Raw genomic sequence first — 16460 nt, 5'->3', positions numbered from 1 at the left:
TAGCAAGTCGTGATATAAATCACATAATCACGCTCAAAGTAATTACATTCACACAATTTAGTTAACTTCGTTTTTCGGCATTCTTTGGAACTGTAACTGTATGTCTAACCCTGCTCAACAAGCCATGAAGTTGTTTGTACAAACATTTGGAACGACGGCTGACGATCTGTATCAAGCACCAGGTCGCGTCAATATAATTGGCGAACACACAGATTATAACGAAGGATTCGTTTTACCCGCTGCCATTAACTTTCACACCGTTATTGCTGTTAAACATCGCAGTGATAATACTTTTAGAGCCGTTACTGATGCCTTTCCGGGTCAAATTGAACAATGGCGCTTTGGGGAAGAAAGTTCAACTGAAGATAAAAGCAGTTGGGGTAAGTATTTAAAAGGATTTACAGCATCAATGTTTCAATCAGGACTGAAAGCAAAAGGTCTTGATTTAGCCATTGTTGGCAATGTGCCATTAGGTGCAGGCATGTCATCGTCTGCAGCCCTTGAAGTTGCCTTTGGCACCGCTATTAGCTATGCAAGCCAATTACACTTGTCACCACTAGCCATTGCCCAAATAGCCCAGCGCGGTGAGCATAGGTTCATCAAATCTGAATCTGGCATGATGGATCAAACTATTAGCGCTTTAGCTGAGGCCGATCATGCTTTACTGATCGACTGTTTAGAATTAGACAGTGAGCCGGTGGCGATCCCTGAAAGTTTGAGCCTGGTGATTATTGATCCCAATATCGATCGCCAAAGCTTAATTGAATGCTTCGACGCCCGTAAGATGCAATGTGAAGAAATCAATGAATTGCTGGGGGTTGAGTCTTTACGAGAAGTCAGTTTAGCCCAGCTTAATAAAGCAAAAGCAACACTGGGTGATGAGTTATTTCAACGCGCAAAACACGTTTTGAGCGAAAACCAGCGCACTGTCAGTGCGGCGCGGGCATTAGAGCAAAATGACATTATTCGTTTTAGCCAATTAATGGCACAATCGCAACAATCCATGCGTGATGACTTTGAAATTACCACCCCTGAAATTGATACCTTAGTTAGGATCATCAAAGATGTTATCGGCACTAAAGGTGGCGTAAGAATGAGTGATGGTTGCGTTATCGCATTGATCGATCATGAGCTCACTGACAGTGTGGTTAATGCCGTTGAGCAAGAATACCCACAACAAACATCGTTAGAACCCATTATCTATTTATGCTCTGCCAGCGGCGGCGCAGGTAGAATCGAATAATTAATCGAATCGCTTTAGAGGCTTAAATGTTACAGATCACCACACTTGAACCATGGATAGATCCTCGTGGAGGATCGGTTGAACGGATTCGCGTTGACAATGGCAAGGTCGCTATTGAAGTGTTAAGTCTGGGTGGAATTATTCACTCACTGTGGACTGAAGATAACCAAGGTAAGCGTGAAAACATCGTTTTAGGCTGTGATAACGTTGCAGATTACCTAGAACAACAAGGCTATTTAGGCGCTATTGCTGGACGTTATTCTAATCGTATTGCTAATGGGTCGCTGAATTATAAAGGCACTCAATACCAACTTGATGTAAACCAAGCGACTAACTGTTTACACGGTGGCGCGGAAGGTTTTCATTTAAAGCATTGGCATATGAGTTCGCTTGAAGACGGCGTAAGATTAACCCTTGAAAGCCCAGATGGCGATATGGGTTTTCCTGGTAAGTGCACTGTGCAACTGGATTACCGCCTTGATGATAATAACCTTATTATTGAAATGTGCGCCAAAGTGGATAAAGCCTGCCCGATTAGTCTCACTCAGCACAGCTACTTTAATTTAGAAGGCTGCACGAGTTTAAGTAATAGTGAACATCTCATTCAAGTTGATGCTAAGCAGTATCTCACCATGAATGATGTCGGCGTGCCAACTACCATTAAAACCACTACAGGCAGTGATTTAGATTTAGCCGAAGCCACTAAGTTATCGGTACAGACCCAAAGATCACAGCTGGCTGCAACCAATGGTTTTGATCATTGCTATGTGTTAACTAATTCAAATATTGATGCTGGTGTTGGTGTTGGTGTTGGTGTTGGTGTTGGTACAGATACTAGTACAGATGCTAGTACAAAAAACATGATTCGCTTTGGTTGCTTATCTAGCCCGAAATCAGGTCGAACCATGACCATATACACCAATCAACCCGGTGTGCAGGTGTATGGCGCAAACTTCCTTGATGGCGCAAAAGGTTATGATGGGCGGATATATAAGCCTCATCAAGCAGTCTGTATCGAGCCGCAAATGCTTCCTGACTCACCAAACCAAGCTGATTTACCAGGTAAACCATGGATTGAACCTGGCGAAACCTACCGCCATAACAGTCGTTATGAGTTTGGGATTATGTAAGCGGTAGCGCTAAGTATTAACACTGCTTACAACTGAACTTACAACCGAATTTACAACTGAACTATGCACAAAAAACTGGAGCGATGATTAACTATCAGCCTCCAGTTTTTGTTTGTAAAAGACTAGATTAAAGTAAATGACTGATAAAGAACTTAGCCGTGGCTATCGTTTACGCTCATTCAACATCATCTACTTTCTCAATCATTCACTCTCATCGTCATCCATTGTGGCATTAAAACCTGTATCAGCGTCTTCAAACTCCATATCGTTATCATCAACATCAACAACCTCATCAAGACCTTTATCAATGGGTTCTGATTTTTTACTTTTAGAAGGCGGAGCTGAGTCTGGTACTGAAGATAACTCCATATGCGCTTGATGTTTAGCGAGGAACTCGGCTCTTGCAGCTATCCACGCCGCTTCATGTTCAGCTTTTGAGGTTTTAACTTGATCAGTCGTCAGCTCATGTAAGTTAGCTTTAACGATATCTTCCACGTATTCGCCAATGGTATTTCGGCTCACATTATATAGATAAATTCGACCTGGAGATGCATCGGGTAATTGGTTGTCATGAATGACAATTGAGGTGCCTCGTGTAGTACGAAGCTCACCAAACCATACTTGTTTCTTTGCTGTATTATACATATATGCTAATGCCCTTAAATCAACACATACCTAAAAAATGTGCTAATTATCAGCACACAGATGATTAAATAACCCTCGCGTTGAGCGCAGAATTATTAGAGATAATTAATCAAAAACCGATACAAAAATCAATACATGTTTGATGAACTTTTTTATATTTTTTGATCCCGTTAACGTCTTAACAATCTAAGCTTAAATCAGCGACAAAAAATAGTACTCATCATCCCAACATCTCTCAGTTTTGACTCACTATCAATAAACTCAAATCTAGTTCAAAAATGACAAGCTTCAAGCCGATGTTAACCGAAAAGTCTTTTTGAATTTACGTACTCTAGTTAGCGCAATTCTTGCTTACCCTTCAGCTGAGGCAAGCAAGATATCGTTGCTTTTTAAACTAGATTGTTGCTACAACACTGCAAGTATTGCTCAATCACTGAATATCTGAAAATATAAATCACTCAATCACTCAATCTCTAAATCTCTAAATCTAACAATCAATCAATTGCAGAATAATTTTGCCTCGATGCTTACCCGATTCCATATACCGATGCGCTTCAACCACTTGGCTAAATGGGAACACTTTATCCACATGAATTTTCACCTGTTTCGATTCCAGTAACGGCCATACCGTTTCCAGCAACCCTGCGGCGATTTCAGCTTTGGCTGCTACGCTTTGTGGTCTTAACGTTGAGCCAGTCCATTGAATACGCTTAGCCATAATCCTAAAAATATCGACTTCTGCTTTCATACCGCGCTGCATAGCAACGGATACCATGCGACCTTCTAATGCGAGTACTTGTAAATTGCGATTAATAAAATCGCCACCCGCAATATCGAGTACAACATTGACGCCTTTGCCTTGGGTTGCTTCCAGAATAGGATCAACAAAATCAGCTTGCTGATAATTAACCGCTAACTTAGCCCCTTGCGCCACACAATATTGGCACTTATCGTCACTTCCTGAGGTCGCGTAAACTTCTGCACCAAGGCCTTTAGCAATTTGTATCGCTGTTGTGCCAATGCCACCCGAACCACCATGAATAAGCACAGTTTCACCAGCAGTTAGTTTTGCGCGATTAACTAAATTACCCCAAACAGTAAAACAGGTTTCAGGTAATGCCGCTGCTTGAGTAAAGCTATAACCTTGAGGGATTGGTAGACAATGTGAAGCATCGGTAATCACTTGTTCGGCATAACCCCCACCAGGGACTAAAGCACAAACATTATCGCCTAACTGCCAACACGATACGTCTGCAGCCATAGCAATAATTTCTCCCGCCACTTCTAAGCCTAATACTGGGCTTGCGCCTTTAGGTGGCGGATACGCACCTTCACGCTGCTTAATATCAGGGCCATTCACGCCAGCGGCATGTACTTTTATGATCACTTGCCCCGCTTCCAAGGCAGGAAGAGATGAATAACTGAAGTTCATCACATCGGCGCTGCCGGTATGATTGTAGTGAACATGCATGATTTGATTCGTCGTCATTTGTTCCATCCATAAACGCGAGTGAGTGATAAAAAGAGCCATAAGCCAGAAAACGATAAGTTTACTCTTTCAAACGGTTTTTTTAGGTTATTATATTGATCAATATAGCTATGGCGATACTAAGCCAACAGTTATGACCTAAGTCAAAGCAGATTCCATAGAGGCTATATCTACTGTGAAATATTTTCTATCTTTATTGTTAATGTTTTCTTCAACTGCATTTGCCAAGCCGGTGCTTATCGCATCAGACATCTGGTGTCCTTATATTTGTGAAGGACATACTGGCTACGTAACAGAACTCACCAGACGTGCATTAGAAGAAATGGATCAGCAGGTTCACTTTTTAGCCGTACCCTTTAACCGCGCCTTAAAAGAAGTTGAACAGGGTAATATTGATGCCATATTAGCGATAACGCCCACCCATGTAGCGCAATATAAGCTATTTACCGACAACTTAATCATTGGCTATACCAGCAACGATTTTTATACCACCGCAGAATCAACTTGGTCATTTAACCAGCTAAACAACATTGATACTGTACAAGTCGGCATTATTCAAGGCTACGACTACGGTGAGAAACTTAATGATAAAATCGCCCACTCCACAGACTTTTATGCCGCAACCGGTAATCAGCCACTATTGCTCAATTTAGAACGCTTAGTCAAAGGCCGCTTTGATGTCGTACTCGGTAATAAAGTGGTTATTCAATACACAGCGAAACAATCAGGTTTGATGGATAAAGTGAAATATGCTGGCTCATTTGGTGAACCAAGTCCACTTTACGTCGGCTTTAGTCAGGGCTCAATTGAGGTAGCGAAGCTTTATTCACAAGGTATTGAAAAATTGAAGAATTCTGGAGAGTTTCAACAAATCCTAGATAAATATCAAGTTGAAAACATCGATAATGTACCGCCATTAAGCCAATAGTAAACCCCAAATCCACTGATAACGGTTTTTGATAAGCGTTCTTGATAGTCGTTCTTGGTAAGAGTACGGCTAAAATACAGTGAGTGATAAATAACCTACCTTGCAGTTAACTCTGTGTTACTAAGCCTAATAGCATCACCAAACTTAATAAACTACCGAGTTTTATCGCTAAAGCCTCTTTAGCCACAATAATAGTAATATAAAATTATTAACCTCTGTTTATAAAGTCTTTTATTCCCAATTAATCACCTCCACAGCCTGTTTTAAAATTAGTTAACGCTGATGTAACTAGAATTAATCCATCTTTCATATTTATTACGTTACAAAATGTATCTTTTAATACTTTTGTTAACTCTAAGTGTATTATTGCTTTTAGCTTTTACAAAGCACAAACATAAGAAGTGAAGCCGAGCATCACACTGGTTCACTTATTTGAATCTAAAGACTTAATGAATCTAAAGAATAGAACCTCAATAAAATGGATCATTTTTACGAGTCACTCATCGATATAAGAATGTGGCACCTAAAGACCACACGGAGTTAGCATGACGTTTTATCCTCAATCTATCGCGCTAGTGTTAGGTTTATTGTGTTTACCATTAGTAAGCGCATCACCTATCGAGCAAACCAAAGGCGATTTTCAAGATAAATTTCGCCAATTAGAAGAAAGCCACCCTACACCGAATGATTACCGCAACGCTGCTGGTGAGCCGGGTAAAGATTATTGGCAACAGCAAGTTGACTATAAGATTCGGGTTGAGCTCGATGAAAAATCTCGTCGCCTTGAAGGCGAAGAGACGATTACTTATCACAATAACTCGCCTTACACCTTAAAATACCTATGGCTGCAACTAGAGCAAAATCGTTTTAAATCAGACTCTATTGCCGAAAGAAGCAGTAGCTTTTCAGGTTTAGGGCATAACAAAACGGCCACAGCTAAAGCACAAGATAAAGCGCCAGCTAAAATCAATTTAAACACCTTACGCCGTCAACAATTTATGGATGATGTCGAACTTGGCTATACGTTATCGGCCATTACTGACTCCCGTGGGAATGAGCTGCACTATGTGATTAATGGCGCGCAAATGCGAGTCGATTTACCTGAGCCATTACAGCCAGATGACAGCACCAAAATCAGTCTTAAATTTGCGTTTAATATCCTTGAAGAAGATGCGGTTGGCGCACGTTCAGGTTATGAGCATTTCCCTGATGATAAGCGTAAAGGCGGTAATGATATATTCTTACTGGCTCAGTGGTTCCCAAGAGTATCGTCATATTCTGATTACGAAGCTTGGCACAATAAAGAGTTCTTAGGTCGCGGTGAGTTCACCCTCGAATTTGGTAACTATGACGTTGAAATGACCGTACCAGCGGATCATATCGTGACAGCGACGGGTGTATTACAAAACCCTAAAAAAGTGCTGACTAAAACCCAGCGTCAGCGCCTCAATAAAGCAAAAAATGCAAAACGCCCTGTCTTTGTGGTTTCAGCTGATGAAGCATTAAAAAATGAGTCAAGCACGCAGTCTGGTCAAAAGACGTGGCATTTTAAAGCCAAAAATGTCCGTGATTTTGCATGGGCTTCTTCACGTAAATTTATCTGGGATGCTAAAGGTTATCAGCAAGGTGGCGACACTATGCCAGAAGTGATGGCAATGTCGTTTTACCCTAAAGAAGGTGGTGAACTATGGGAGAAGTATTCAACGGAATCTGTCATCCATACCATGGAAGTTTATTCACGCTTCACCTTTGATTACCCGTATCCCAATGCCATCAGTGTAAATGGACCTGTTGGCGGTATGGAATACCCTATGATCAGTTTCAATGGTCCCCGTACTATTTGGCATGATGATGGGAGCCGTTCATATACACTTTCTGAGAAACAATTCTTAATTGGGGTGGTCATCCATGAAGTAGGCCATAACTACTTCCCGATGATTGTTAACTCTGATGAACGTCAATGGGCTTGGATGGATGAAGGCTTAAACAGCTTCTTAGACGGTGTTGCCAGTAAAGAATGGGATCCTGATTTAGCTTGGGGTCGCGAACCAAGCGACATCATTGAATACATGAAGTCCAATGTTCAAGTACCGATTATGACGCAGTCTGATAGCGTGCTTAAATATGGACCAAATGCTTATACCAAGCCTGCTGCGGCATTAAATATTTTACGCGAGGTGGTATTAGGACGTGAACTATTTGATTTTGCTTTTCAAGAATATTCCCGTCGCTGGGAGAATAAACGCCCAACTCCTTATGACTTTTTCCGCACCATGGAAGAAGCGTCTGGTGTTGACTTAGATTGGTTTTTCCGCGGCTGGTTTTACACCACTGACCATGTGGATATTGCCATTGATAAAGTCTATAAATTGCGTTTAGACACTAAAAATCCTGATATTGATTTTGATCGCTTACGTCAAGAAGAGGCTGATAAGCCAACATCATTATTTATTCAACAAAACCAACAAGCAAATATGAAATCATGGGTTGATTTAAACCCAGACTTAGCTGATTTTCATGATGAGAACGACCGCTTCACTGTGACCAATAAAGAGCGAAATAAGTATCAGAAAATGCTTGTTGGCTTAAAGCCTTGGGAACAAAAGGCCTTAGATCGCGCTTTAGCGGAAGATAAAAATTATTACGTGATGAACTTCTCTAATATTGGTGGCTTAGTGATGCCTATTCTATTAGAGCTGTCATTTGCCGATGGTAGCAAAGAAAGCCTAACGCTACCTGCTGAAATTTGGCGACGTTCACCTAAAGCTGTCAGTAAATTGGTTGTCACGGATAAATCTAAGCAATTAGTGGCGGTAGAGATTGACCCAAGCTGGGAAACTGCTGATGTCGATATTGAAAATAACCATTATCCACGCCAGATTATTCCTTCACGTATTGAAGCCTATAAGAGTGAAAAACGTAAAGGTAAGCATCGCCGTGATGTGATGCATGATATCAACACTGAAGTGAAAGAACCTGAAGCTAAGGAATACAAAAAATAATGTCTTGGTCTATGACTACACTATTATGGATAACCGCACTGGCTGGCTTGTTGGTATTTAATTTTAATGCTTCTGCTCACCAACAAAAAGAGAGTTACAGTAATGTGTTATTTAATGCACGTAGTGGCAATTTAGAAATTCAGCATCGATTCTATCTGCACGATGCTGAACATGCTGCTAAGCGCATACTCGATAGTCACGCTGACTTGAATAAAGATCCGGTGAGCAGAGAAGCCTTTGCTTATTACGTCATGGGCAACTTTAAGATTGCTGACAACAATCAACAACTGCTACCGCTTGAATATGTTGGCACAGAAGTCGAAGGTAAATACCTGTGGGTGTATCAAGAAACTCAATTACCTAGGTCAATTGAAGTTAAAGATTCAAGCAGTGACCGACTGGCAGGCTTTTACATTAAGATGGAGAGCTTGCAAGAATTATGGCCAAGCCAGCTTAACTACATCAATGTAGAGCGTGAAAAAGAGGTCAAATCCTTACGATTAAGTGCCGGTGATGCATGGCAATACTTGCCATTAACTGAAGCGTTGAATTAGACAATTTTAGTGATGAACACATCACCTTGAACATCATTTAAAAGAGGCTCTTTAAGAGCCTCTTTTTTTGTTTATATCTCGCTAAATCTATCTACTATCTCAACTTATTAGCTCACCGAGCATAAAATAACGTCCGTCCTACTACACCTAAATCAATACTATTTGATCTAGCTCATATATATCGCAACCTTTGTTAACTTTATGTTGCCTTGCGTTAATAAATAGGCAAACTGAAATCATAAAGCGAATGCAAAGTTATTCGTAATGGAATCGAAAAGGGATAGTTAACTGCAATATTAATAAGGCCTTAAAGCACTTATTGATATTAAACGTTTAAGACCAAGGGAGACGGAATGACAGGGTTACTTAAGCTCTTACAATCTATGCTCGGCAGCTTCAAAGATCTGATCCCCATCATAGTAGTGGTGAGCTTCTTTGAAATTTTTATCCTTCAGCAAGCCCCAGATAATCTATTTTCTATTCTCATTGGCCTGCTTTTTATTGTCCTTGGTTTAACCTTTTTTGTATTTGGATTAGAGATGGGATTATTCCCCATCGGAGAATCTTTAGCACAAGCATTAGCAAGAAAAGGCAGCACATTCTGGTTAGTCATATTTTCTTTTTCATTGGGCTTTGGTACCACCCTCGCAGAACCCGCCTTAACAGCCGTCGCCGCTGAGGCTGCCCAAGTTGCCGCTGATGGTGGCGCCATTGCTGCAAATGAAGAATCAATGGATAGCTATGCTATGGGATTGCGGTTAACCGTAGCGGTTTCAGTCGGATTAGCCATTTTACTTGGGGTTATTCGTATTGTTAAAGGATGGCCGATTCACTATCTCATTATTGGTGGATATTGTATCGTCATGATCCTCACCAGTTTTGCCCCAGAAAATATTATTGGTATTGCCTACGATTCAGGCGGAGTGACTACATCAACCATTACTGTGCCATTAGTAACCGCACTCGGCGTAGGTTTAGCAACCGTGATTAAAGGCCGAAACCCGATGCTTGATGGCTTTGGGCTTATTGCCTTTGCCAGTTTAACCCCGGTTATTTTCGTGCTGCTATATGGGATGGTGTTGTAATGATCCTAAACCCTTGTCACAAGTTGCCCTCATTAAGGAATCATTATGGAATGGATTAGCCAACTGTTTGATACCTTATTATTAACCATTCGTGATGTAGTGCCTATCGCGACTATTTTATTCGGTTTTCAGCTGGGAGTGCTTAAACGCCCCATTGCTAACTGGAAGACAGTAGTGCTCGGTTTTGTTTACGTTATCTTAGGCTTAAGCTTTTTCCTCGTAGGCTTAGAACTTGCTTTGTTTCCAATTGGTGAAAACCTCGCAAACCAACTCACTACCCCTAGTATTTTGCACCCTGACGGCTCAGCAGGGCCCTACATTTGGCAAGATTATTTATGGGTCTATGTATTTGCAGCCGCTATAGGCTTTAGCACTACTATTGCTGAACCCTCACTTATTGCTGTGGCCATTAAAGCCAACGAAGTCTCCGGTGGCACCATTAGCATTCAAGGTTTAAGAATTTCAGTCGCTATCGGGGTCGCCTTTGGTATCTCTCTAGGTTGTTTTCGTATTGTCGTTGGCGACCCGATTCACTACTACATCATGGCTGGTTACGTGATAGTAGTGATACAAACATTCTTTGCACCTAAATCTATTATTCCCTTAGCTTATGATTCTGGCGGTGTCACTACCTCTACAGTCACTGTGCCGCTTGTGGCTGCACTAGGCTTAGGGCTTGCCTCCAATGTTGAGGGGCGTAATCCACTAATTGATGGTTTTGGCTTAATTGCTTTTGCCAGCTTATTTCCAATCATTGCCGTCATGAGTTATGCCCAAATAGTGGCCTGGCTAGACCACAAAAAATCAGCTAAGGAGTAAATTATGCGATTTAAATTAATTATCGCTTTCGTTGATGACGTCTCAACCGACGCCATACTCGATGCAGCCAGAGAAGCCGGAGCCACCGGAGCCACTGTGATTAATCATGCCCGCGGTGAAGGACTTAAAAAGAAAAAAACCTTCATGGGATTAGGATTAGATGTTCAGCGAGATGTCATTTTGTGGTTAGTGGAAGAGCATATGAGTCGCCATATTCTTGAAACGATTTGTGAAGTTGGTGGTTTTAACACTAACCCTGGTCAAGGCATTGCGATTCAAATTGATGTTGAAGATGCGGTAGGCGTTGCCCACCAAGTAGCCAAACTCAGTGACGATATAAAGGATCAAATATGAAACCAACAACGCCAATCAAAAACCGCGATGTGTTGATGAACGATTACGCCATGATTGATGGTTTACTGACAATCAGCGAAGCCATTGCCATTGCCATATCTAAGAACGTGTCCATTTTAGTGGTTAACAAGCGTCATGAACATGATGAATATGGCATGTTACTGCTGAGTGATATAGCCAGAAAAGTACTGGCTACAGATAAGTCGCCGGAACGAGTTAATGTGTATGAGATTATGATTAAACCTGTGATGTCGGTGTGCCCAGATATGGATATCCGTTACACAGCCCGTTTATTTGATCAATTTCAAATCAATAAAGCCCCGGTCATTGAACAAGGTAATATTATTGGTTTTGTCACATATGACGATATTGTTATCAAAGGCATGGTAAAAAACGCGATTTAATCACTGGAGTCACTTGAGTGATAGTAAGACACAAAAAAGCCTTGATGACGCTTTCAAGAGAAAGCAGCATCAAGGCTTTTAATGTTTGAATAACTGAACGAGTCAATCAAACTAATACCCAATTAATTTTGAATCAATAACCGTTACTGACCAATAAAGTGCTGATCTTTAAGCCAGTTCAAGTACTCTGGGACCGCTTGTTCAACCGTCTTAAATTGATGGTCACATCCCACTGAACGTAAATGAGTTAAATCAGCTTGAGTATAACTCTGGTAAGCACCTTTCAACTTATCAGGGAATGGAATATATTCAATATCACCTTTGCCATGATACTTAACAACGGCATTCGCTACGTCATTAAAGCTCTGCGCTTGGCCTGTACCACAGTTAAAAATGCCTGATACCGACTTGTTCTGCCATAGCCATAAGTTAACTTTAACCACGTCTTCAACAAACACAAAATCACGTAATTGTTGACCATCTTCATAACCATCAACACCAGCAAATAAGCGGCAAACGCCATTGGCTTTAATTTGGTTATTGAAATGAAAAGCGACACTGGCCATGCCACCTTTATGCTGCTCTCTTGGACCATAAACATTGAAATAACGTAAGCCAGCTACCTGTGCTTTGGTATCTTGTTGTCTAACATATTGGTCAAACAAGAATTTCGAATAAGCGTAAACATTCAACGGCTTTTCAACTTCGCGTTTTTCAACGAAAGTGTCACTGCCACCATAAACAGAAGCAGATGATGCATAAATATATTGCACATCATTAGCTTGAGCATAATGCAGTAATACTTTTGAATACTCATAGTTATTCTGCATCATGAACTTGCCATCCCACTCAGTAGTAGACGAACAAGCACCCTGGTGGAATATAACTTCTAACTTACCGTTAAAACCACCAGCTTTGATTTGTGCTAAGAAGTCATCTTTATCAAGATAATCAGCAATTTCACAATCAGCCAAATTGAACATTTGCGTGCCATCAGATAAATCGTCAACTGCAATAATATCTGTACGTCCCATATTATTGAGTTCTTTAACTAAATTACTTCCAATAAAGCCTGCTGCACCAGTAACCACTATCATAAAATTTATCCTATTCGTGTGGCGTGATTGATCACCACGCAAAAATCTACAAGTCTGCCGAAACTTATGTTAAGTCAGCAGCATAAAATGAATCTAAAAAGTCAGCCACTTCAGTTGCTGCTCGATCAAAATCAATTAATGACATATTACGCCCAGTACGTTTACCCACTGGTGGTGTATATGCCAAACGGCGATCATCTGCTGATAGTGACTGCCAACGTATATGGGGTGCAGAGCGTCTGCCTGCGTAAAAGCCCACAGTTGGCACATTATGTAAGCCAGCAAGGTGAAGTGGCCCTGTAGAACCCGCTATAAACATATCTGCAGCCACCAATGACTCTGCGAATTCACTCAAACTTGATAACGGCTTGGCCATATCAACATTAATGCCTTTATCAACTAACAAAGTATGCATTTCTTGGGCAATAATTTTTTCGTCACCACTGTAAGTAATAACCACCCGACAATCATGCGCTGTTTTAGTGACAATATCAGCCAACATTTGTGAAAATTTCCCAATGGGTAGACCACCCGATGAGCCGCCAGTTCCAGGGTGAGCAAAAATTAATTTTTCCTGACCTTGCTGATTATAGTATTGCTGCCACAGCTGTTTTTTATCAATAACATTCCAAAAAGGTCGCTGCACTTTAGGGATATCGTAGCCGTGATGTTTAAGAAAATGTTCAATAACATTACATCCACTTTTCCAGACCGAAATACCTTTTTGGTATTGTGCATTGGTGCGGTGTTTATACAAGTACTGATACCAATTCAATGTTGGCACTAACTTATAGGGAATATTGGCATTTTTTAGTAGTTTATACACTCGATATTGAGACAGCGAAACAATCGCGGCATCATAGTTTTGAGCCTTTATTTCGGCAGCAATAGCATCATCATCACCGGTATCAATAATCACATTATCAACATGTGGGCAAGCAAGGGCAAAACTCTTCACCACCGGAGCAACAAAAACGTCAATAGTCGCATCAGGTAATGCTTGTTTTAGCATACTTAACGCTGGCCATTTAGTCGTAAAATCACCAATTTTGTCATGACGGATATAAAGAATTTTTTTCATCAATTAAGGCCTTACTTACCTTTAAAAAATACAGACTCTATGCTGACCACTGGAGCCTCTTAGATTATCAGCTTATTTTATACTAACTCCACGAGGCAAACACCTTTTAAGCGTTTCATACTACTCAAAATCCTGAAACCTAATGAATATGCTGAAATCAATAAGTTCAGTTACCGTCCACAACACTCGCAGATTACAAACCCTCACCAATGAGTTAACAATTTTTCACCCATAAAAAAAGGGTCTGTATAAACAGGCCCTTAATCATTTCTATAAAAACATCTTACTCAAGCGTTTCCTAGAACGGGATATCATCATCCCAATCACCGCCTAAATCAGGGGTAGTGTTTTGTGCTTGAGGTGTTGGCGCTGGACGCTGTGCAGGAGCGGGTTGTTGGAAACCGCCTTGCTGCTGCGCAGGTGCCGCTTGCTGATAACCACCTTGAGCTGGTTGCTGTGCAGGTGCTTGTTGAAAACCACCTTGTTGCTGAGCAGGTTGAGCTGCTGGCGCTTGTGGCTTAGGCGTGTAAGCAGGCTTTTGTGCTTGAGCTGGTTGTTGAAAACCACCTTGAGCTTGTTGCTGCTGACCGTAACCACCTTGAGCTTGCTGAGGCGCATTTTGCTGTGGAGCACTCTGTTGAGGAGCGTTACCGTAGCCTTGGTTCATGCCACCTTGTTGACCACCACCTTGACCGCGGCTATCAAGCATTTGCATTTCCATCGCATTAATTTCTGTTTTATAGCGATCTTGGCCAGTTGTTTGGTCTTGCCATTTACTGGTTTGCAATTTGCCTTCTAAGTAAACTTTAGAACCTTTTTTCAGGTATTCACCAGCTACTTCAGCTAAACGACGGTACATAACGATATTGTGCCATTCTGTGCGCTCTTGTTGTTGACCCTGTTGGTCTTTCCAAGTCTCACTTGTAGCTACAGTAAAGTTGGCTACGGCATTACCGTTTGGCATGTAACGAACTTCAGGATCTTTACCTAAATTACCAACCAAAATTACTTTATTTACACCACGACTGGCCATCGAAAATCTCCTGCGATTTTATCTATTATATAATCTAAATTACAAAACTAAGCGATCAAAATGATCTAATTGACAGAGCCTAACACAGCTCGCGCTTCACTCAAATCGAATTGATCATCAACTTTCAAATATGCTGCTTTCTCTTCTATCACCACTATCGCTTCAGCTACTCCGGCTAGCAGTGACAGCTGAGTTGCCATGTCTTTAGCATGGGCTCTATCTTTAGCTTTTGCTTCAAGGGTATAGCTTTTTAATAGCACTGGTTTTTCCATGCCAATGGTCAATAATAACCAAATAAACATTAATCCCAATGCCACATAAAATACCCCTGCAGCACCAACAAGTTGGTAAGCACCGCCACCCAACATACCGCCACAAAAGGCACCTAAGAATTGACTGGTTGAATAAACGCCCATTGCTGAACCTTTATCACCCACTGGACAAAACTTCGCAATAAGACTTGGCAATGAAGCTTCAAGGTAATTAAAGCCTGTGAAAAACAACACCACAGCAGCAGTCAATACCCATAAGTTATCTGCGTACATACCCATTGCCGCTAATGCGACCATCATGATCATTAACGATATTTGGAACATGGTTTTAGTGTTGTTACGTTTAACACCAATGATAATTAACGGTACCATTAAGAAAAACGCCCCAATAAAGGCAGGGAAATACAACATCCAATGCTTTTCTTTCACTAAGCCTGCATCAACTAAATCTAATGGCAACGCCACAAACACTGCTGTAAGCACTAAGTGAAGGATAAAAATCCCCGCATCCAGCCTGAACAGTTGCGGATCCATTAACATCCGCTTTAACTTAGTCGGCGTTGCAACCGTATCGCCTTTAGGTGCTTGTGACACCGGATTCGGCACCAACACCTGGACGATAATCATGCCTAGTACGGCTAAAATAGCCGTTAAGAAGAACAAACCTTCTAAACCTGCATATTGAGCGACAATTGGCCCTGCTAGTAATGACAACGCAAACGAAAAACCAATACACATGCCAATAATAGCCATGACCTTAGTTCGCTGTTCATCACGAGTTAAATCGGCGGCAAGCGCTAACACGGCAGCAGCAATCGCTCCCATCCCTTGTATTGCTCGGCCCAACACCACCCCATAAATATGATCCGACATGGCAGCAACAATGCTACCAATAGCAAAGACCACCAAACCAGCCAAAATAATGGGCTTACGGCCGTATTTATCTGACAACATTCCCATTGGGATTTGTAAAACAGCTTGAGTTAGTCCGTAAGCGCCAATAGCAATCCCCACCCATAAAGGTGAGAAGCCTTCTAAATGTTGGCCATAAAGTGCGAAGACGGGCATGATCATAAATAAGCCCATCATTCGTAAACCAAACACGCTGGCTAACGAAAAAGCGACTTTCTTCTCAATGCCGGATAGTCCATTGTTGGCCATTCAGTTGCCCTTAATTGTGTATCTATTTAAAAATTCGAGTTGCGCATATTATCACAGCGTCCTAATTTAGCTCAAAAGGAATAATGAACCAATACACAACTGTTTATCGTATTTGTTAATGAGATTAAACAAACAGGTTATAATGAGTGTCATATCGCAGAAT

At 41.3% G+C, this 16460-nt stretch carries 15 protein-coding genes; 9 read left to right on the top strand and 6 right to left on the bottom strand.

What is annotated here, in order from left to right; all coding sequences use genetic code 11:
- Positions 1-100: 100 nt before the first annotated feature.
- The gene (galK, locus tag FPK91_RS16285) at positions 101-1243 is read left to right on the top strand and encodes a galactokinase (RefSeq protein WP_144212410.1); all 1143 of its coding nucleotides are present in this window, start codon (positions 101-103) and stop codon (positions 1241-1243) included.
- A gap of 26 nt (positions 1244-1269) precedes the next feature.
- Entirely contained in the window at positions 1270-2373 is a 1104-nt protein-coding gene (locus FPK91_RS16280; RefSeq protein ID WP_144212408.1) for an aldose epimerase family protein, read from the top strand.
- A 201-nt stretch (positions 2374-2574) separates the two neighbouring features.
- On the opposite strand, the gene FPK91_RS16275 is transcribed toward FPK91_RS16280, so the two are convergent.
- Positions 2575-3018 carry a hypothetical protein gene (locus tag FPK91_RS16275; protein ID WP_144212406.1) on the bottom strand — a complete coding sequence of 148 codons (444 nt, stop codon included), beginning with the start codon at positions 3016-3018 and terminating at the stop codon, positions 2575-2577.
- 487 nt (positions 3019-3505) lie between these two features.
- Positions 3506-4507, bottom strand: coding sequence for an NAD(P)H-quinone oxidoreductase (locus tag FPK91_RS16270; RefSeq protein ID WP_144212404.1), 1002 nt, complete (start codon positions 4505-4507; stop codon positions 3506-3508).
- Positions 4508-4682: 175 nt separating this feature from the next.
- On the opposite strand from FPK91_RS16270, the gene FPK91_RS16265 reads away from it, so the two are divergent.
- From FPK91_RS16265 to FPK91_RS16235, 7 genes are all read left to right on the top strand, one after another.
- Entirely contained in the window at positions 4683-5435 is a 753-nt protein-coding gene (locus FPK91_RS16265) for a substrate-binding periplasmic protein (protein WP_144212402.1), read from the top strand.
- 545 nt (positions 5436-5980) lie between these two features.
- On the top strand, positions 5981-8437 hold the full coding sequence (locus FPK91_RS16260; protein ID WP_144212400.1) for a M1 family metallopeptidase: 2457 nt from the start codon (positions 5981-5983) through the stop codon (positions 8435-8437).
- The gene (locus FPK91_RS16255; RefSeq protein WP_144212399.1) at positions 8437-8991 is read left to right on the top strand and encodes a DUF6702 family protein; all 555 of its coding nucleotides are present in this window, start codon (positions 8437-8439) and stop codon (positions 8989-8991) included. The genes FPK91_RS16260 and FPK91_RS16255 overlap by 1 nt, the downstream gene beginning before the upstream one ends.
- 353 nt (positions 8992-9344) lie before the next feature.
- On the top strand, positions 9345-10076 hold the full coding sequence (locus FPK91_RS16250) for a DUF1538 domain-containing protein (protein WP_144212397.1): 732 nt from the start codon (positions 9345-9347) through the stop codon (positions 10074-10076).
- A gap of 45 nt (positions 10077-10121) precedes the next feature.
- Positions 10122-10895, top strand: coding sequence for a DUF1538 domain-containing protein (locus FPK91_RS16245; protein WP_144212395.1), 774 nt, complete (start codon positions 10122-10124; stop codon positions 10893-10895).
- A 3-nt stretch (positions 10896-10898) separates the two neighbouring features.
- Positions 10899-11249: a P-II family nitrogen regulator gene (locus tag FPK91_RS16240; protein ID WP_144212393.1), complete on the top strand. Its 351-nt coding sequence runs from the start codon at positions 10899-10901 to the stop codon at positions 11247-11249.
- Complete coding sequence (locus tag FPK91_RS16235; RefSeq protein ID WP_144212391.1) at positions 11246-11653, top strand: CBS domain-containing protein; 408 nt, start codon at positions 11246-11248, stop codon at positions 11651-11653. The genes FPK91_RS16240 and FPK91_RS16235 overlap by 4 nt, the downstream gene beginning before the upstream one ends.
- Positions 11654-11796: 143 nt before the next feature.
- On the opposite strand, the gene rfaD is transcribed toward FPK91_RS16235, so the two are convergent.
- The 4 genes from rfaD to FPK91_RS16215 all read right to left on the bottom strand — a co-directional run bounded on the left by rfaD (position 11797) and on the right by FPK91_RS16215 (position 16297).
- A complete protein-coding gene (gene rfaD, locus FPK91_RS16230) occupies positions 11797-12750 on the bottom strand; it encodes an ADP-glyceromanno-heptose 6-epimerase (RefSeq protein WP_144212389.1) in 954 nt (317 codons plus the stop codon).
- A 64-nt stretch (positions 12751-12814) separates the two neighbouring features.
- Positions 12815-13831 carry a glycosyltransferase family 9 protein gene (locus FPK91_RS16225; protein ID WP_144212387.1) on the bottom strand — a complete coding sequence of 339 codons (1017 nt, stop codon included), beginning with the start codon at positions 13829-13831 and terminating at the stop codon, positions 12815-12817.
- A gap of 298 nt (positions 13832-14129) precedes the next feature.
- Positions 14130-14864, bottom strand: coding sequence for a single-stranded DNA-binding protein (locus FPK91_RS16220; protein ID WP_144212385.1), 735 nt, complete (start codon positions 14862-14864; stop codon positions 14130-14132).
- Positions 14865-14929: 65 nt separating this feature from the next.
- A complete protein-coding gene (locus FPK91_RS16215) occupies positions 14930-16297 on the bottom strand; it encodes an MFS transporter (protein WP_144212383.1) in 1368 nt (455 codons plus the stop codon).
- Between the last annotated feature and the right edge of the window lie 163 nt (positions 16298-16460).

Source organism: Shewanella donghaensis (assembly GCF_007567505.1).
Lineage (GTDB): Bacteria > Pseudomonadota > Gammaproteobacteria > Enterobacterales > Shewanellaceae > Shewanella > Shewanella donghaensis.
Note: the sequence above shows the minus strand (reverse complement) of the source record. Positions and strands in the feature narration are given on the sequence as shown.